At 66.4% G+C, this 19,419-nt stretch carries 10 protein-coding genes, 1 tRNA gene and 1 pseudogene; 5 read left to right on the top strand and 7 right to left on the bottom strand.

Annotation, left to right across the window (positions count from 1 at the left end; translation table 11 throughout):
* Window positions 1-6: 6 nt before the first annotated feature.
* Window positions 7-9,861: pseudogene (locus tag NM2_RS51000) on the top strand (SDR family NAD(P)-dependent oxidoreductase); the annotation flags it as partial.
* Between the two features lie 44 nt (window positions 9,862-9,905).
* Here NM2_RS51000 and NM2_RS29775 read toward each other — a convergent pair.
* Together NM2_RS29775 and NM2_RS29770 are read right to left on the bottom strand one after the other, a co-directional pair.
* The gene (locus NM2_RS29775) at window positions 9,906-11,084 is read right to left on the bottom strand and encodes a hypothetical protein (RefSeq protein WP_067675547.1); all 1,179 of its coding nucleotides are present in this window, start codon (window positions 11,082-11,084) and stop codon (window positions 9,906-9,908) included.
* A gap of 215 nt (window positions 11,085-11,299) precedes the next feature.
* Window positions 11,300-11,992, bottom strand: a complete 693-nt coding sequence (locus NM2_RS29770; protein WP_084531686.1) for a hypothetical protein — start codon at window positions 11,990-11,992, stop codon at window positions 11,300-11,302.
* A gap of 101 nt (window positions 11,993-12,093) precedes the next feature.
* Here NM2_RS29770 and NM2_RS29765 point away from each other — a divergent pair, with 101 nt between their 5' ends.
* From NM2_RS29765 to NM2_RS29750, 4 genes are all read left to right on the top strand, one after another.
* The gene (locus tag NM2_RS29765) at window positions 12,094-12,654 is read left to right on the top strand and encodes a hypothetical protein (protein ID WP_067675634.1); all 561 of its coding nucleotides are present in this window, start codon (window positions 12,094-12,096) and stop codon (window positions 12,652-12,654) included.
* Entirely contained in the window at window positions 12,651-13,985 is a 1,335-nt protein-coding gene (locus tag NM2_RS29760) for a Dyp-type peroxidase (RefSeq protein ID WP_067675544.1), read from the top strand. The genes NM2_RS29765 and NM2_RS29760 overlap by 4 nt, the downstream gene beginning before the upstream one ends.
* 17 nt (window positions 13,986-14,002) lie before the next feature.
* Window positions 14,003-15,016 (top strand): hypothetical protein, encoded by a 1,014-nt coding sequence (locus tag NM2_RS29755; RefSeq protein WP_067675541.1) that lies wholly within the window; start codon window positions 14,003-14,005, stop codon window positions 15,014-15,016.
* A gap of 695 nt (window positions 15,017-15,711) precedes the next feature.
* Complete coding sequence (locus tag NM2_RS29750) at window positions 15,712-15,903, top strand: hypothetical protein (RefSeq protein ID WP_157121391.1); 192 nt, start codon at window positions 15,712-15,714, stop codon at window positions 15,901-15,903.
* 55 nt (window positions 15,904-15,958) lie between these two features.
* Here NM2_RS29750 and NM2_RS29745 read toward each other — a convergent pair whose 3' ends face one another.
* The 5 genes from NM2_RS29745 to orn form a co-directional block, all read right to left on the bottom strand.
* A complete protein-coding gene (locus NM2_RS29745) occupies window positions 15,959-17,074 on the bottom strand; it encodes a Gfo/Idh/MocA family protein (RefSeq protein ID WP_157121390.1) in 1,116 nt (371 codons plus the stop codon).
* Between the two features lie 227 nt (window positions 17,075-17,301).
* A complete protein-coding gene (locus tag NM2_RS29740; protein WP_067675536.1) occupies window positions 17,302-17,739 on the bottom strand; it encodes an SDR family NAD(P)-dependent oxidoreductase in 438 nt (145 codons plus the stop codon).
* Window positions 17,736-18,059, bottom strand: coding sequence for a hypothetical protein (locus NM2_RS50345; RefSeq protein ID WP_169816254.1), 324 nt, complete (start codon window positions 18,057-18,059; stop codon window positions 17,736-17,738). The genes NM2_RS29740 and NM2_RS50345 overlap by 4 nt, the downstream gene beginning before the upstream one ends.
* Before the next feature lie 318 nt (window positions 18,060-18,377).
* Window positions 18,378-18,450 (bottom strand) — tRNA-His (locus NM2_RS29735).
* Between the two features lie 65 nt (window positions 18,451-18,515).
* Window positions 18,516-19,133, bottom strand: coding sequence for an oligoribonuclease (gene orn / locus NM2_RS29730; protein ID WP_067675534.1), 618 nt, complete (start codon window positions 19,131-19,133; stop codon window positions 18,516-18,518).
* Between the last annotated feature and the right edge of the window lie 286 nt (window positions 19,134-19,419).

Below are 19,419 nucleotides of genomic sequence, written 5' to 3'. Positions count from 1 at the left end.
GACCGCATGACCACGAAGCTCGAGCAAGCGACCGAGGCCTTGCGAAAGGCACTCATTCAGATCGAGCGGTTGAAGCAGCAGAACAAGACGCTGATCGAGCGTACCTCCGAACCTATCGCGATCGTGGGCTTGGGATGCCGGTTCCCCGGCGGTGTGACGTCGGCGAATGACCTGTGGGAGTTGGTCTTTCGCGGTGCGGACGCGGTATCGGATTTTCCGGTCGATCGTGGTTGGGATATTGCGGGGTTGTTCGATCCGGATCCCGACGCGGTGGGGAAGTCGTATACGCGGGCCGGTGGATTCCTCGATGACGTGGCCGGATTCGATGCGGGGTTTTTCGGGATTTCGCCTGCCGAGGCGATGGCGATGGATCCGCAGCAGCGGTTGTTGCTGGAGGTGTCGTGGGAAGCGTTGGAGCACGCCTGGATTGATCCGCAGAAGTTGCGCGGCACCCCGACGGGAGTTTTCGCCGGTGTGATCGCGCAGGGATACGGGGTGGAGTCGGAGGGCTTCACGGCGACCGGGCAGATATCGAGTGTGGTTTCGGGTCGGGTGGCGTATGCGTTGGGTTTGGAAGGGCCTGCGGTGTCGGTGGATACGGCGTGCTCGTCCTCGCTCGTGGCATTGCATTTGGCGGTGCAGTCGTTGCGGTCGGGGGAGTGCGATCTGGCCTTGGCCGGTGGCGTGACCGTAATGGCAACGCCGAGTGTGTTTTCGGAGTTCAGTCGGCAGCGGGGACTGTCGGTGGATGGGCGGTGTAAGGCCTTCGCGGGGGCTGCGGACGGTACCGGGTTCGCTGAGGGTGCGGGTGTCGTGGTGGTGGAGCGGTTGTCGGATGCGCGGCGGCTGGGGCACGAAGTTCTCGCGGTGGTGAAGGGTTCGGCGTTGAATCAGGATGGTGCGTCGAATGGGTTGACCGCGCCGAATGGTCCTTCGCAGCAGCGGGTTATTCGGGCGGCGTTGGCAAATGCGGGTTTGTCGGCGTCGGATGTGGATGCGGTCGAGGCGCACGGGACGGGCACGACTCTCGGGGATCCCATTGAGGCGCAGGCGTTGTTGGAAACGTACGGACAGGGTCGTGTCGATGGACGGCCGTTGTTGTTGGGTTCGGTGAAGTCGAATATCGGTCATACGCAGGCTGCCGCGGGTGTGGCGGGTGTGATCAAGATGGTGCAGTGTCTGCGGCACGGGGTGTTGCCGCAGACACTGCACGTGGACGTGCCCAGCCCGCATGTGGATTGGTCCTCCGGCGCGGTGTCGCTACTGACGGAGTCCAGGGAGTGGCCGGTAACGGGTGCGCCACGTCGTGCCGGTATTTCGTCGTTCGGGATCAGCGGGACGAATGCTCACGTGATCCTCGAACAGGCACCCGCCGTTTCCGGCAATGCCGAACCCGCCCCGGCCGTACTCGTCGAGGCCGTATCCGATGATGCGGGCCTGCCGGTGGTGCCGTGGGTTTTGTCGGGGAAGTCGGCTGAGGCGTTGGCCGGTCAGGCGGGACGACTGTTGGGGTACGTGCGGGAGCATCCGGAGTTGGGTGCGGGTGATGTCGGCCTTTCTTTGGTCGGCCGGTCGGTGTTCGGGCATCGGGCGGTGGTGGTCGGTGGTGATCGTGCGGATTTGATTCGTGGACTTACCGGTTTGGTGGAGGGGGAGCCGGGTCGGAATGTGGTGCATGGGCGTGCCGAGGTCCCCGGCAAGGCGGTGTTGATTTTTCCCGGTCAGGGGTCTCAATGGCTGGGTATGGGCGTGGGGTTGCTGGATAGTTCGCCGGTGTTCGCCGAGCACATGAGGGCTTGTGCTGAAGCGCTTTCGGAGTTTGTGGATTGGTCTCTGGTCGATGTGTTGCGTGGTGAGGCCAATGCGCCGGGGCTTGATCGGGTGGATGTTGTGCAGCCGGTGTTGTTTGCGGTGATGGTGTCGTTGGCGGGGTTGTGGCGGTCGGTGGGAGTGCAGCCGGATGCGGTGATCGGGCATTCCCAAGGCGAGATCGCTGCCGCCTATGTGGCGGGTGCTTTGTCGTTGCGTGATGCGGCTCGGGTCGTGGCCTTGCGGAGTCGGCTGTTGGTGGCGTTGTCGGGTGCGGGTGGGATGGTGTCGTTGGCGTGTGATGTCGAGCGGGCTCGTGAGTTGGTGGCTGGTTGGGGTGATGCGCTGAGTGTCGCTGCGGTGAACGGTCGTTCGGCCGTGGTGGTATCGGGGAGTCCGGCAGCGCTCGGAGAACTGTTGGCGGTGTGCGAGAGTCGTGATATTCGTGCACGCGGAATCGACGTTGACTATGCGTCGCATTCGAGCCAGGTCGAGTCCATCAGGGACGAATTGCTCGAGGTGTTGTCGGGTATCGAGCCGCGTACTTCGGAGGTCGCGTTCTTCTCTACGGTGACCGGAGGTTTGTGTGATACAGCCGGTTTGGATGGTGAGTACTGGTATCGCAATATCCGGCAGACGGTGGAGTTCGAGACAGCGGTTCGTGCGGCTTGTGACCAGGGGTATCGGGTGTTCGTGGAATCCAGCCCGCATCCGGTGCTGGTCGGTGGCGTGGAGGATACGGTCGGTGAGTGCGTCGACGGCGTTGGGGCGGTTGTCGTTCCGTCGCTCGGCCGTGGAGAGGGAGGGCTGGATCGGTTTCTGATCTCCGTCGCGCAGGCATATGTACGTGGCGTGGCCGTGGAATGGGATGCGGTATTCGCGGGATCTGACGCGCAGCGTATTCCCTTGCCGACGTACGCATTTCAGCGGCGTCGCTACTGGTTGCCCGGGGTCGGCGCTGGTTCGGGCGTGGGTGAAGCTGGGTCTGCGGCAATTGGTGCGGCGATCGACCGGCTCGACTCCGAGATCGCCGGGGCCGGTTCGCACAACATGTTCGAACTGAAGTGGTCGCAGGCCCCCGCCGCGGGTGGACCGGCCACGGAGTCGACGACGCTGACCTGGGAGGAATTCGCGCGGCGCAAGAACCTCCCGCACGCGGTGGTGGCGGATGCGGCCGCGTTGGATGCAGTGGGTGCCGACGTGGCCCGGGGTGCGGCTGCGTCGGATGGGGCTGTTCCGGATGCGGTGGTCTTGGGGGTCGGTGCGCTGGGGGGTGAGGTGGTCGCCGATGTCTACACGGCTGCTCATCGAGTGTTGCTGGTGCTGCAATCGTTTCTGGCACAACCCGTTTCGAGCACACTGATCGTGGCGACGCGTGGCGCGGTCGCGTTGCCGGGTGAGGACGTGAACGATCTGGCTGGTTCGTCGGTGTGGGGTCTGGTGCGGTCGGCGCAGTCGGAGAATCCTGGTCGGATCGTGTTGGTGGATACCGACTCCGACGTCGATGCGGGCGAGGTTCTGGCAGTCGGAGAGCCGCAGGTACTGATCCGTTCGGGGATTGCGTATATCGCCCGCTTGGCGCGGGTTCCGGTTGAATCGGACACGAGCACAGCGAGATTCGATCCCGCGGGCACGGTATTGATCACCGGCGGCACCGGTATGGCCGGTGCGGCAATCGCACGACATGTGGTCGCCGAGCACGGTATTCGGAATCTGTTGTTGGCCGGTCGGCGCGGTGCGGATGCCGAGGGTGCGTCCGATCTGGTTGCGGAATTGACCGAGTCGGGTGCTCGGGTACGGGTGGCGGCATGTGACGTGGCCAACCGGGACGCGTTGGCGAGATTGCTGACGGAGGTGCCTGCCGAGGCTCCGCTGTCTGCGGTGATCCATGCTGCCGGGGTGCTCGATGATGCGGTGATCGGGTCCTTGACCGCCGAGCGCGTCGACGCAGTACTTCGCGCGAAGGTCGACGGTGCTTGGAATTTGCACGAGTTGACTCGTGGCATGAATCTTGGTGTGTTCGTGTTGTTTTCGTCGGTGGCGGGGATTGTCGGTTCGCCGGGGCAGGCCAATTATGCTGCGGCGAACGCTTTTCTCGATGGTTTGGCTGTTCGTCGGCGTGTGCGGGGTTCGGCGGCGGTGTCGTTGGCGTGGGGGTGGTGGGCGCAGGCCAGCGGCATGACCGGCCACCTGCGGGCCGAGGACCTGGCCCGGATGAATCGTGTTGGCCTGGTCGCGATGTCGGCTCGGGAAGCGCTCGGGTTGTTCGACGCCGCGTTGAGTATCGATCGGCCGTGCCTGGCACCGGCACGCATCGATCCGGCCGAGGTGCGGTCCCGCGCGGTCGCGGGCACCGTCGCACCACTGTTCGCGGACCTGATCCCTGATTCCTCACGCCGATCGGCCGATGACGAGGAGACCGCGCTGACGCGCCGGTCACACGGATCGACCGAGGAAGAACAGCGCGAGGAACTGTTGCGAATGGTCCGGTCGCACACCGCAGTCGTTCTCGGATACCCCGGCTCCGGCGACATCGACCCGGATATCTCCTTCCAGGACTTGGGATTCCGGTCACTGACCGCGATCGAATTCGGCAACCGGCTCAAAGCCGCTACCGGGCTGGCGCTGTCATCCACACTCATCTTCGATTACCCGACGCCCGCGACGCTCGCCCGCCACATTTGGGAGGAGATCGCGGGGGTACGGGATCAGGGGCGGGAAGAGTCGCCGGTTCGTGCGGTAGTGGATGAGCCGATCGCGATCGTGGGTCTGGGCTGCCGGTTCCCGGGCGGTGTGGTGTCCGCAGATGGCCTGTGGGACTTGGTTTTCGATGGCAGAGATGTGGTGTCGGAGTTTCCGGACGATCGGGGCTGGGACGTTGCGGGGGTGTACGACCCGGATCCCGACGCGGTCGGTAAGTCGTATACCCGGTCGGGCGGATTCCTCGATGACGTGGCCGGATTCGATGCGGGGTTTTTCGGGATTTCGCCTGCCGAGGCGATGGCGATGGATCCGCAGCAGCGGTTGTTGCTGGAGGTGTCGTGGGAAGCGTTGGAGCACGCCGGGATTGATCCGCAGCGGCTGCGCGGCAGCTCGACCGGAGTCTTCACCGGCATCAGCAATCAGCCGTACGGGGCTGCGTCGACCGAGGGCGAGGGTTACCGGTTGATCGGTTCGGCGTCGAGTGTGGCGTCGGGTCGGGTGGCGTATGTGCTGGGTTTGGAGGGGCCCGCGGTGTCGGTGGATACGGCGTGTTCGTCGTCGCTGGTGGCGTTGCATTTGGCGGTGCAGTCATTGCGGCTGGGGGAGTGTGATCTGGCCTTGGCCGGTGGCGTCACCGTATTGTCCACGCCGGGGGTTTTCCCGGAGTTCAGTCGGCAGCGGGTGCTGGCCGCGGACGGGCGATGCAAGGCGTTCGGCGAATCCGCCGACGGGATGGGCTTCGCTGAGGGTGTGGGTGTCGTGGTGGTGGAGCGGTTGTCGGATGCGCGGCGGCTGGGGCACGAAGTTCTCGCGGTGGTGAAGGGTTCGGCGTTGAATCAGGATGGTGCGTCGAATGGGTTGACCGCGCCGAATGGTCCTTCGCAGCAGCGGGTTATTCGGGCGGCGTTGGCAAATGCGGGTTTGTCGGCGTCGGATGTGGATGCGGTCGAGGCACACGGAACGGGCACAGCGCTGGGCGATCCCATTGAGGCACAAGCGTTGTTGGCGACCTATGGACGCGATCGTGTCGAGCGGCGGCCGGTCTGGCTGGGTTCGGTGAAGTCGAATATCGGTCATACGCAGGCTGCCGCGGGGGTCGCGGGTGTGATCAAGATGGTGCAGGCGTTGCGATTCGGTGTACTGCCGCGGACGTTGCACGTGGATGTGCCGAGCCCGCATGTGGATTGGTCGTCAGGGGCGGTCTCGCTGTTGTCCGAATCTCGGGAATGGCCGGACACGGGTGCGCCGCGCCGTGCCGGGGTTTCCTCGTTCGGGATCAGCGGCACCAACGCTCACGTAATCCTGGAACAGGCGCCCGAGGATGCCGTCTCCGAGGATGCCGAACCCGATGGTGTGCGGCTGCCCGTGGTGCCGTGGGCGTTGTCGGGCAAGTCGGCCGAAGCATTGACAGGACAGGCGAACCGGTTGTTGGCGCATGTGCGGCGATATCCGGAGTTGGATGCGTCCGATATCGGTTTCTCGCTGGCGGGCCGGTCGATGTTCGAGCATCGGGCCGTAGTGGTCGGTGGTGACCGTGACGAATTGATCCGCGGGCTGACCGAACTCGTCGAGGGCGAACCCGGCCGGAATGTGTTGCACGGCCGCGCCGACACCGGGGGCAAGACGGTATTCGTCTTCCCCGGCCAAGGCGCGCAATGGCTGGGCATGGGCGCGGACCTGCACGCGAACTTCCCGGTGTTCGCCGAGGCGTTCGATGCCGTGACCGACGTGCTGGACAAATATCTGGACCGGCCGTTGCGCGAGATCCTCTGGGGCCGTGACGAAGAGCTGCTGAACAGCACCGAATTCGCGCAACCGGCGTTGTTCGCGATCGAGGTGGCGTTGTTCGGGCTGCTGTGGCAGTGGGGGCTGCGGCCGGACTTCGTGATGGGGCACTCGGTGGGTGAATTGACCGCCGCCCATGTGGCGGGTGTGCTGTCGCTGCCCGATGCGGCCGCCCTGGTCGTCGCGCGGGGACGACTGATGCAGGCGCTGCCGGAGGGCGGAGCGATGGTCGCGGTCCAGGCCGGCGAGGACGAGATTCGCTCGTCGCTGATCGATGGGGTCGCCGTCGCCGCCGTGAACGGCCCGCGATCGGTGGTGATCTCCGGTAGCGAGCGAGCCGTGCACGCTGTGGCGGATCGGTGGGGTGAGCAGGGCCGCAGGATTCACCGTCTGCCGGTGTCGCACGCGTTCCATTCACCGCTGATGGAACCGATGCTCGACGAATTCGCCACGCTCGCAGAGTCTTTCGCGATCAGCGAACCGGAGATACCGCTGGTGTCGAATCTGACCGCGGGACCGGCCGACGCGGGCTTCGGCTCGGCACGGTACTGGACCCGGCACGTGCGGGAGACGGTGCGATTCGCCGACAGCGTGCGGTTCCTGGAATCGGCCGGTGTGACCCGATTCGTCGAGCTCGGGCCGACCGGCGGACTCGCGGCATCGATCGAGCAGTCGCTGTCGTCCCCCGACACCGCCGTGACGATCCCCGTCCTGCGGAAGGGACGCGCGGAGCCGGAGTCGCTGATGGTCGCGCTGGGACGTCTGGTGGTCGCGGGTGCGCGGTGCGACGGACTGTTCGCGGGGTCGGGCGCTCGTCGTATTCCGCTGCCGTCGTACGCGTTTCAGCGTCGGCGGTTCTGGCTTTCGAGTGCTGTTTCGGCCGGTGACGCGAGTCGGTTCGGTGTCGGGGAGACCGGACATGCGTTGCTCGGCGCGGTGGTGGAGCAGCCCGGCACCGGTGGTGTGGTGTTGACCGGGCGGCTGTCCTCGGCGGCGCAGCCGTGGCTCGCCGATCACGCGGTGTCCGGTGTGGTGGTGTTCCCCGGGGCGGGGTTGGTGGAGCTGGTCGTTCGTGCCGCTGACGAGTTCGGTTGCGGTGCGGTCGAGGAGCTGATCCACCGGACTCCGCTGGTGTTACCGGCCGAGGGAGCGGTTCAGGTGCAGGTGGCCGTCGGAGCCGGTGGAGACGCCGGGCAGCGGACGGTGGCGGTGTACTCGCGGCGCGGTGCGGACTCCGGTTGGGTATTGCACGCCGAGGGGACGTTGAGCCCCAATGGTTTTGGTCCGGAAGTGTCGGATCTGTCGGCGTGGCCGCCGCTGGACGCCACCGCGATCGACGTCTCCGATGTCTATGCGCGGTTGGCCGGGTGGGGTTACGAGTACGGTCCGGCGTTCCGAGGTCTGCGGGCGATGTGGCAGCGCGGCGCGGACACGTTCGCCGAGGTCGCCGTTCCCGCGGATACGGGTGTGCAGGTGGCTGGCTTCGGAGTGCATCCAGTGGTCCTGGACGCGGCGGTGCAGGCTGTTGTCGCCACTGCCGGTGGGGGAGAGGTCGCCCTGCCGTCCGCCTGGGAGGGCGTGTGCCTGCATGCGGGTGGCGCCGAGGCGGTGCGTGTGCGGGTCAGCCCGGTCGGTGCTGATGCGGTGTCGCTGGAAATGGTTGACAGTGCCGGTCTTCCGGTGCTTTCGGTCCGGTCGGTGACAATGCGTCCGGTGGCGGCTGGGGAGTTGCGTGCGGTGTTGTCCGGTGGCGGCGCGGACGACGTCTTCGAGGTGGTGTGGTCGCCGCTGCCTGCGACCGGTGAACCCGCTGTTGCGGTGAAGACGTTGTCCTGGAACGCATTCGACCAGCGCATGAGCAGCTCGGATGCGGTTGGGTCTGACGTGATGGGTGCTGACGGCATCCGGGACATGGTTGGTTCGGATGTGGCGGGCGTCGACGGCGTCCGGGATGTGGCTGCCTCGGATGTGCCGGTTGCTGACGTCCTCCGGTGTGCGGTTGCCCCGGGTGCGGCGGTAGGGGAAGCCGCTGCCTCGGATGGGATGGGCGCTGAGGTCGTCGTCCAGGGGGCAGTTGTTCGGGATGCGGGGCCAGCGGATCTCGTGGCTGCGGAGGCTGTCGCTCGGGATGTGGGCACTGCGGATGCGGTGGTATTGGAGGTCGATGCGCTGCGGGGTGAGGTGGTCGCCGATGTCTACACGGCTGCTCATCGGGTGTTGTGGGTCGTGCAATCCTGGTTGGCGCAACCGATTTCGGACACGTTGATCGTGGTTACGCACGGTGCGATGGCGTTGCCGGGTGAGGATGTGCGGGATCTGGCCGGTGCGGCTGTCTGGGGTTTGGTGCGGTCGGCGCAGTCGGAGAATCCGGGTCGGATCGTGTTGGTGGACACCGATTCCGACGTCGACGCGGCCGCGATCCTGGCAGCCGGGGAATCGCAGATCGTCATCCGCTCCGGCACTGCGCACGCCGCCCGGTTGACTCGGGCTTCCGCCGGGCCGAATGCGGTTGGGGCGGTGTTCGATTCAGTGGGCACGGTATTGATCACCGGTGGTACCGGTATGGCCGGTGCGGCGATCGCGCGACATGTGGTCGCCGAGCACGGTGTGCGGAATCTGCTGCTGGTGAGTCGGCGAGGTATGCGGGCCGACGGTGCGTCCGATCTGATTGCGGAATTGACCGAGTCGGGGGCACGGGTGCGGGTGGTGTCGTGCGATGTGGCTGATCGAGATGCGTTGGCGCAGTTGATGTCCGACATCCCGGCCGAGGCTCCGCTGACGGCTGTGATTCATACCGCCGGAGTGGTGGATGACGCGGTGATCGGGTCGCTGACCGCCGAGCGTGTCGACACGGTTCTGCGTGCCAAGGTCGACGGTGCTTGGAATTTGCACGAGTTGACTCGTGGCATGAATCTTGGTGTGTTCGTGTTGTTTTCGTCGGTGGCGGGGATTGTCGGTTCGCCGGGGCAGGCCAATTATGCTGCGGCGAACGCTTTTCTCGATGGTTTGGCTGTTCATCGGCGTGTGCGGGGTTCGGCGGCGGTGTCGTTGGCGTGGGGGTTGTGGGCGCAGGCCAGCGGGATGACCGGACATCTGGCGACACGGGATGTGGCCCGGATCGGCCGTGGCGGCCTGGCCGCGATGTCGTCGCAGGAAGCGCTGGCGCTGTTCGATGCCGCGCTGGGCATCGACCGGCCCTGCCTGGCCCCGGCGCGCCTCGAGATGCGAGCCGTCGAACGGGGAACCGACGTATTCCCGCTGCTGCGCACGCTCATCCCGACGCCGCTGCGCAGGCAGGTCGACACCCCGCGTGAGGTCGCGCGCACGAGCATCGACGAGCTGTCCCCGGCCGAGCGACGAGCCGAGCTGATGGCGATAATCCGTGCCAAGGCAGCCGTCGTCCTGGGTTTCGCCGGGCCGGACGATATCGACCCGGACTATCCGTTCGAAGATATGGGCCTGGATTCGATGGGCGCGGTCGAACTGCAGAACAGCCTGGGCGCGGTGCTCGGACAACCGCTGCCGCCCGGACTGGTTTTCACATACCCCACGACGGCCGAGTTGGCCGATCACCTGCTGGAGGACTTGTCGGGCGAGGTGAATCCGGGCTAGCCGACCCGCGAAACCTTGGTGGAACCGCCCGGCTCGTCCCCCGCGTGAATACGCGTCGTGTCGAGCCGGGTCGCGACGTCCACGGTGCGGAGCGTGGGATCGGCCAGGTGCCGGCTCACCGCCGCCGACACCTGCGCGGCGATCCGGCGACGCATATTGCCGAGTACGCCGAGCGTGCGCGCCCGCAATCCATCGGCTTGCAACCGGACCTCGATCTGCGCGGCCTGCGGCTGCTCCACGTCGATCACGATGAGCAGCGGAGCGGCCGTGCGCGTCATCAGGATCAGCGGAATCTCGACCTCGGCGTGATAGTGATCGGCCTTGCGCACATCCACGACGACATCCAGCGTGACGGGTACGACCATGTCGAAGGCGACCGCATCCTCGCCGGTTCGCTCGGTCACCCGGGGCATCCGGATAACGCCCCGCGCGGTGACCTCGGCCGCGTCGCGCGGTCCGATGCGCACGGGTTCCACATCGATCACCCGCCCCGACAGGCTCTCGGCCACCGCGCGCACCTGCGCGGGCGTCACGATGCGCGGCAGGAAGCGGCGGCCGAATTCCGCGTATTCGATCCAGTCGTAGTTCGCCGGATCCCGTTGTCCGGCGGTCTCGCCCGCCGAGATCGCCTCGATGTCGAACACCCGGGCCCGCCGGGCCTGCGGCTCGGAGAGCATGACATTGAGCCGGTCGGCGACCTCCTTGCGGACCATTTTCGCCGTCGGTTCCAGGAGCACCCGCGCCTCGGCGTCGACGGCCTCGGCGCGGATGACCGGCGGGCTGACGTCTCGCTTGGTCACCGGCGGGATATCGATGACCACCAGCAGCGGATCGGCGGTGCGCGCGTGCAGGGTCAGGTCGATCTCGACCGCCGCCTCCAGCCGCAGTTCCCGCCCGCCCAGCGTGATCGTCAGCTCCAACCGCACCGGGATGCGCACCGCGAAGACGACCGCCGACCCGGCCCGCGAGATGGTCGGCTCACCGATATCGCCCTGCACCCGCACGCGTGCGAGCTTGCCGGGCCCCACGGCGAACGGCCCCATCTCGATCCGCCCGGCCACGCTGGAGACGGCCGCTTCGATGCGCGCGGGAGTCACCGCGTGCGCAACGAAGCGTTCGCCGAACTCCGCATCGGAGATCCAGGTGGGCAGGTCGACTTCGCTGGACTGTGGCATAGGCTTCCCGGAATCTCGTGGTGTCGGACGGTGGCACGCTCCGCCCCGGGCACAGACCGCCAAATCTACCGATCGGGGGCCGACCGGCCAAGTATCGCATCTGCTCGCGTCGGCACCGGGATCGTCTCGGGGACACCGAGTTTGCCCGTTTCACGGCTGGTGGTGAACCCTGCCGCCGGTGAACCGTGACTCTCTCGAACAGAAGTTCCGCCCCGTCACGACGTCGCGGAACCTGTGCCGCGTGGATCCCGGACGGATCGGATCAGAATGATGGTGCTGACGGCGAGCACCCAGGCGGGGAACGCCAGCGTCGCCCATTTGGTCGTATCGCCAGCGATGAGCAGGGCCAGGGCCAGCAGGTAGGTGAGGGCGACCGACCAGCGCGGCATCAGTCCGGTTCGCCACCAGATCGTTCCCAGCGAGATCATGAACACTGCGGCCATGCGCAGCGCATAGGTCTGGGTCGCCGAAATCACGAACATCCTGCCGAACTCGACGACCTGGGCGTGGGCCGCCGGGTCGGCGGCGGCGCCGTGACTCGAGATCAGGGCGGCGGCCGCGACGGTGGCGACGAACATCATGGCCAGGAACAACAGTCCGCTGCCGAGGAATATCGAGGAGAAGAACCGGTCTTCGTAGTGCCCGAAGCCGTCGCGCACGACGCCGATGAACCAGAGGAAGCTGATGCCCGCGAAGGGCATCAGCACCGCAGCCGTCGTGATGGTGCCGTGCTGACTTTGCAGCCAGCGAGTGGCATCCGCGCCGCGTCCGGGCATTCTGATCCGGACCAGGATCAGGGTGGTCGAGAACAGGACCGCGAAGACCACTCCGGCCAGGGCGGCCGCGCGCGGTGTCGACAACTGACGCGGTGGCGGTGCACCCTCGGTATCGTGCGGCGAAGTCGGCATGATGGCATCCTGTCGAATCCATTTTCCGGTGGTCAGCCGACTCGCCGAAGCATACGATTGGAGACGTCCGGCTTACTTCCCTGGCTGAGGTGGGTGTCGACATGTCCGATCCTGAATCCGGTTGGAGCAGACCCGCGGCGGTAGCCATTCCGAAGGAGGGCTACTTCGAGTTGCAGCGGGGCCGGTACGGTCCGATTTATCCGAGAACACCGGCGTGTTACGGGTTCTCCATCATCGCGAAAGTGAAACCCGGTCGGGAAGAAGCAATTCGGGCGTACGGCAAGCAGATCGAAGAGGCGATAGCGGCTAGCCCCGACGTACTGGCCCCGCTGCGGTTGCATTATCTGCGGTGGGTGCTCTTCGACGTCGGATCGGGTCTGCATTTCCAGTACCAAGGGATATTCGACACCGATTTCGACAAATACACCGAAGACGCCGTGATGTTGTTCAGCCAGACCGGGATAACCACCGTCTTCACCAATCTCGAAGGCTTCCCGGAGGATTGGCGGGAGAATCCCGATTCGTTCGTCGAATTCGTTCGCGCGCACCAGTTCCCGAGCTTTCTCGAATACGGCGAGTACCCCTATGTCACCGCCGACGAGATCAAGAAGGCGCTGCGGCTGAAAGCGGCGTTCTCCGACATGCTCGACCAAATGCAATGAGCCCCACGGCCGTCCTGGAGCTCGACGACATTCAGCACATCCTGCTGACCCGCACCCCTGCGATGACCGGCCGCTACGAATTCCTGTCCTTCGACGACCCTGGCGGCGGCCGGGCCTGGTTGACCGGGCTGCTGGACCGGGTCCAGTCGGCCGCGGATGTGCGCGCCACGATGGACGGTTCGCGGCGTTGGATCACGGTGGCGTTCACCTGGCACGGCCTGCGCGCGCTCGGCGTGCCCCGGTCCGCGCTCGACAGCTTCCCCGACGAATTCCGTGAAGGCATGGCCGCCCGCGCCGACATCCTGGGCGATACCGGGCTCGCTCACCCCGACAACTGGATCGGCGGTCTGGCCGGCGACGACCTGCACGCCATCGCGATCCTGTTCGCGCGCACCGACGCCGAACACCGGCGCGCCACCGAAGCGCACCGGCAGCACGTCGCCCGATGCCCGGGTGTTCGCGTGCTGTCGTACCTGGATCTGAATGCCACGCCGCCGTTCGACCACGCCCACGACCACTTCGGATTTCGCGATCGGCTTTCCCAGCCGGTCATCGAGGGATCCGGTGAAGACCCCACGCCGGGCTCGGGAGCCCCGCTGAAGCCCGGTGAGTTCATTCTCGGCTATCCCGACGAGGAAGGACCGCCGCGCGGGTTGCCGCAGCCGGAGGTGTTGTCCCGCAACGGCAGTTACATGGCCTATCGGCGGCTGCGCGAGCACGTGGGCGCGTTCCGCGACTTCCTGCGCGAGCACGCGCACAGTGCCGAGGGGCAGGAACTGCTCGCGGCGAAGCTGATGGGCCGCTGGCGCAGCGGTGCGCCGCTGGTGCTGAGCCCCGATCGCGACGACCCGCAACTGGGCGCTGATCCGCTGCGCAACAACGACTTCGATTACGCGCGGATGGATCCGCACGGTTATGCGGTGCCGCTGGGCGCCCACGCGCGACGTCTCAACCCCCGCGACACGGCGGTGAACATGAACCGGCGCAGGATGATTCGCCGCGGCGCCACCTACGGGCCCGCGCTGCCGGAGGACGCGGCCGAGGACGGCGTCGATCGCGGCATCGCCGCGTTCATCATCTGCGCCAGCCTGATTCGGCAATTCGAGTTCGCCCAGAACGTCTGGATCAACGACAAGACCTTCCACGAACTCGGCAACGAACACGACCCCATCTGCGGCAGCCAGGACGGCACCCTGGACTTCACCGTCCCCGCACGACCGATCCGTACCGTGCACAGGGGCCTGCCTGCCTTCACCACCCTCGAGGGCGGGGCCTATTTCTTCCTACCAGGTATCAGGGCGTTGCACTACCTGGCCACAGTCGATGCGTGAAAGGCGGTCGGACACAAATGAGTACGCCATCCTCGGCACGCACCTACAACCAGGACCACATCCCCCGTCCGCAGGACGGCCGACGGCGGATCAGCATCTACTGGGCGTGGAGCTACCCGTGGGAAGCGCAACGCGATCCCGCCGAAATCTACAACCGGTTCTCCACCATCACCGAGGTCCGCCTCGCCGCATGGCCTGCCTACGAGACGCCCGAATACACTCCGGCAACCTTCCTGCAAGGCATCGCCGGCACGCTGGAGCTGTTCCACCGCTCGACGCTGGCGTTCCAGCACCTCGCGGGTGAGACGACCGGTCATCGTGTCGCGGTGTTCCAGCGCGTCGACCAGGCCGGTTACCGGCTGCCGATCGACGAGCGGATTCTCGCCGACACCGACACCCTGATGGTATTCGGGCTCGACCACCTGCTCTCGGACCAGCAGGCCGGGCCCGAGGAAAGCGACGCCATCCGGAATTGGCTACAACGCGAAGGCACCTGCCTGCTGCTCGCGCCGCACCACGACGTCGGGTTCACCGACGACTACATCCAACGGCAGACCGAATTCCGTCATCACGGCGATCCGCTGGTCCCGCGCCAGCAGCGTTTCGGCCGCTACACGCGCTCGTTGATGACCGCCCTGGACGTGCCCGTCCACAACATCTGGGGGCTGCGGCCCGCCGTCGTCGGCGACACGACCCGGATCGCCCCCCTGACCAGCTTCCCCGACCTCGACGAGCGCCGTTTGCTGGACAATGTCACCACGTTCAACTTCCATCCCCACCTGCCGCACTATCAACTCACCGCGCCCGAGAACGGCTCCCTGCGGGTACTCGGCCGTCAACCCGTCGACCTGACCCGGCCGCACCCCTTCACCGCCGAGGGCAACACCGAATTCAACGCCCTGATCTGGATGCCGCCCGAGGGCATGCGCGCCGGTGACATCGTGCTCGTCGACTCCACCAACTTCACCACGCTGTTCGGCGGCACCGACAGCCTGAAAAACTTCTGGCACAACCTCGCCGTCATGAAATGACGCCGGTGAAACGGGACGGCGTGATCATCGCGGCCACTCCGAAAAACAACTGGTCGAGCTCTATTCTGAATACAGACGAGGATTCTCGGGGCGTCGCTGATCGGAGCGATCGTGCGGGTACCCGCGGTAGTGAGCGTGCCCAGCGAGAATAACAACGCACCGGTATGCGAAAGCGGTTCGGTGAAATGCGCGTTAGTTCCCGCATCGTAATACGGCTTCGCGAAGGTGAGCAATATGTCCGAGCTCGTGGCCGGCGGGACGATCACAGTCCAGCGTGCCGGTCGGAGCTTGCGCAGTCATAGATCCAGAAAGCCACGTACATCGGGACCGGCACGGCCGCTACCGGTTCGATGCGCCGACGAGCCGCGTCATCGCGCGTATCGCCCTCGGTGGCAGCCCGCTCGATTCGGGCGCGGCAGCCGACAAACGCGGTGTGGTAATTCCGGATGAAACAATCGGAAATGGTGGGATGTATCTGGATGACTTAATCCTCTAGCTCTGCTGGGCGGGGTCGGACTAGGAAAAGGAGTGTCGGTGTCGACCGTTCAGTAGCGGCGATAGTGGCACGCCTTCGACGTTGCGCGTTCACAGCAGACGTTGCGGGTATGCGGGTTTCCGATTCGGAGCTCGACGCCTGCTCCGCCTGTCAGGGTAGCGGTCGTCGAGACGAATCGGAATTGATCGAAGGAGGAAAGATGTCGACGAAAATGAAAAAGATCATCGCCGCGACCGTCCTCGGGGTACCGCTGACGCTGTTGGCAACTCCCGCGGCCTTGGCCGAGTCGGCTTCGGTACCGGCACATACGTCGGCCGCTGCGGCTACGCCGGTCGCTGGTGGATCGGTTCACCTGTGCTTCCCACTCGGCAGTGTGGTGTGGTGCATCTGACCGTCCGCCCGGCCCGCTTCGAGTAGGCCGGATCAGAGCGAGCCCCCCGCCCGCTTCAGCCGAGCGCCGCCTCTAAGCCCTGGTGCCGATGGGTGGCATGCGCGAAGTCGGGGACGGTATCACTGCCGGTGCGCAGGTCGTCGAGCATGCGTTGGTATGCGTGGGCGACGGCGTAGGCGGGGGACTGCTCGACGCGATCAATTCCCGGTACGCGCAACAGGTCCGGCGGGGTGTCCAGCGGAGCGAGGACCCGCTGTGTGCCACGCCCGCCGAACAGCCGGAGCGGCGCGAGTTGCATATGTCCGCTGGGAGCGGTGACGACCAGATCGCCCTCGGTCCCGTTGATCTCCCAGTGCAATCCTTCACCGCGGGTCGTTCCGCCGCGGTAATGCATGCTTCCGACGACGCCGCCCGGGAACCGGACCGAGGCAACGACCTGGTCCGCCGAGTCGAACGGCACGGTCTTCCCGGACACCGTGTCCAGTGCGGTACGGCGCCGACGCGCCTGCTCGATCCTCAGGTACTCGGGCTCTCCCAATACGTACGCGACGCCGTCGAGCGTGTGCGCGAACGGGATCGTCAGAACCGTGACGCCGTTGGCCTCGTCGAGGTTGTAGCTGTTGCGCGGGTCCGTCTCAGCGCCCCAGGAGGAGCCGGTACCGACGACCGTCGTGGACAGCACCTCGCCGACGTACCCGTCCGCGACGAGCCTGCGGACGTGCGCGACGACCGGTGAGGATCGCGCCTGCAGCCCGATCGCGTTCGGCACCGCGGCGGCGCGGGCCATCGCCTCGAGCTCCGCGGACTCGGCCGCCCCGTTACCCAATGTCCACTCGCACAACACTGCCTTGCCCGCCTCGACCGCGGCGGTGACCAGCTCGCGGTGGTGCGGGACCTTCACCGCGACCACCACGAGATCGACCTCGTCGCATCGGGCGAGCTCCGCGGCACTGCCGAACGTTCGGGATACACCGTGCACCTCGCCGGACCGGGCAGCGGACTCGGCCGAACTGGCCGACAGCGCCCGCAGCTCGAACCCGGGCACCGCACGGAGGGCGGGGACATGGGCGCGGCCCGCCCAACTGCCCTCGGCCCCGAGGCCGATGATGCCGACCCCGATCGGCCTGCCTGCCCGCGCCGACTCGCCGAGCGGGGAGTTCGCGCCAATCACAATTATCACCTCGACAAGTGCGGCCGGATATGTCCGCAAAGCCTAATCGTTGTGATGCTGCCGAGAACGACTAGGGTGCGGTGCGCGGTTCCGGAACCGCGCGCCGACCGCTCCGGAGTCGACCTCATGCAGCTCGGTACTCATGCCCTCGGTAATGGTCGCGGTGTTGCACTCCCATGTTTCTTATCGTGATTACGACATAATTGGTCCCTGTAACGCGCGACGGCTCACGTACCGAACGCCTCGATCAGCTCGTGGTGCCGCTTCTCCAGCAACTCGCGCGTGGCTGGGTCGGTGAAGACCCACGCGCGGTCCTCGCGAACGCCGTCGAGCGCCATCCGGGCCACGTCGGCGGGATCGAGGGCAGCGGCGATGGCGTAGGACGTGCTGGGTGCGTCGGCGGGGCGGCCGGAGTCCTCGCCGAGGTGCTGCGGACGTACCTCCCCGGACCTTTGGATATTGGTGGACACCGCGGTGGCGCAGCGGACAGGGAGGGCCTTCGCGCCGAGGTCCCTGGCCTCTCCGGCGACCTGCTCGGCGGCCTCGCCGTTGACGTCCACGGTCACAACGGCGTACCCGGCCCGGGCCAACTCGAGCACCAGTGCCCGGCCGATCCCGTGCGCGGCCCCGGTGACCAGCGCCGTGCCGCCGTCGAGGGCGGTCACTTCGGGCCCCCACCGCGGTGCCCGGCGTGGGATGCGGGCGTCGGCGGGCCCGCGCCGCCTCGCCCTGCCTTCGCAGGGAAGCGGCCGTCGGCGAGCCATGTGAGCATGCCGGTAGGTGTCATCGACCGAACCCGGTACAGCCCGTGCTCCGGCGGGTTCCGGGATGTGGCGGGTGCCGAACGGTCCGCCGGGATCGACGGGCCGGTGGTGGAGGTGAAGCTCTGGTAGCTCGCCAGGCCGTCGAGGGCGGGCTCGTGCCCGGTCACCACCCAGAAGCCGCCGTGTGCGGTGGACCAGGAGACGGGTGCCTGTGTCCGCAACTTGTGGAGCGCGGTGAAGGGATCGGCGGCGAAGGCGCTCGCGTGGTGTTACTCACTTTCTGTTATTGCTTCGGGCTGGCGATCGCTACCCCGGCGGTGACCTGCGCCGACGTCGGCCTCGGGCGGCGGTCCGGTAATTCAGTACAGTCGTCTCGCTATGTCGGATGCTAGAGATGTCCCCGCTGGTATCGACAATGAGCAACGTGGTATCGCCAGAAGAGGCCAGGTTCCGGCCTGATCGCGACGGCCGGGGTTCGGACTTCGCCGAAACGAATAAGGCCCAGGCCGGAACTCATGTTCTCGGCCTGGGCCTTTCAGGGTGGCTGACGGGACTCGAACCCGCGACACCCAGGATCACAACCTGGTGCTCTACCAGCTGAACTACAGCCACCATGCCGGTAACAACCGGCGCGGTAGATACTAACGCGTACCCGCGTGCGGGACCTAATCGGTGCCTTACGCTGGGTTTTTACCCGGGGTTCCGAGTTGCGCGGCGATCGTGGCGATTTCCGCGCTGGAGGGGCCGGGTGCGGCGACGAAGGCGGTGCGTCGGTAGTACTCGAGTTCGCGGATGGATTCCCGGATGTCGGCCAGGGCGCGGTGGGACAGGCCCTTCTCCGGCTGGCCGTAGTAGATGCGCGGGTACCAGCGGCGGCAGAGTTCCTTGATCGAGCTGACATCGATCATGCGGTAGTGCAGGTGCGCGTCCAGGGCGGGCATGTCGCGGGCGAGGAAGCCGCGGTCGGTGGCGATGGAGTTGCCCGCCAGCGGGACCGTGCCGGGGGTGGGCGCGAACTCCTTGACGTAGTCCAGGATCTGCTGTTCGGCCTCGGCCAGGGTGACCGTGGAATGGCGTACCTCCTCGGTCAGCCCGGAACGCGCGTGCATCTCCTGGACGACCGGGGGCATCGCGGCCAGTGCCGCGTCGTCGGCGTGGATGACGATGTCCACGCCCTCACCCAGGACATTGAGTTCGCTGTCGGTGACCAGGGCGGCCACCTCGATCAGCTTGTCACTGTCCAGCCGCAGGCCGGTCATCTCGCAATCCATCCACACCACAAGTTTGTCGGACACCTGGGCAACACTAGCGCCGGGACAGCGCGGCGCGGCCCCGGCCTGGCTGTATTTCGGGCGAATCGGCGGCCGGCAGAGGGTCGCGACAAGATTGCTGATCAGTGGTGAATATCCGAAAGAAAGTCGTTGGCGATACTGTCTTCGCAGTATCTGAGCTTGTTCGAGGCGAATGTCAGTGTTGGCGGTAAGTTGGCAGAACAGACGGAGGATCGGCGATGACGACACCGGCGGAGAAGGCGGCGGCCGCGCGCAAGGCGGCCGAGGAGGCGGCGCGGGTCGCGGCCCA

The organism is Nocardia miyunensis NBRC 108239 (assembly GCF_001613065.1).
Classification (GTDB): Bacteria; Actinomycetota; Actinomycetes; order Mycobacteriales; family Mycobacteriaceae; genus Nocardia; species Nocardia miyunensis.
Note: the sequence above shows the minus strand (reverse complement) of the source record. Positions and strands in the feature narration are given on the sequence as shown.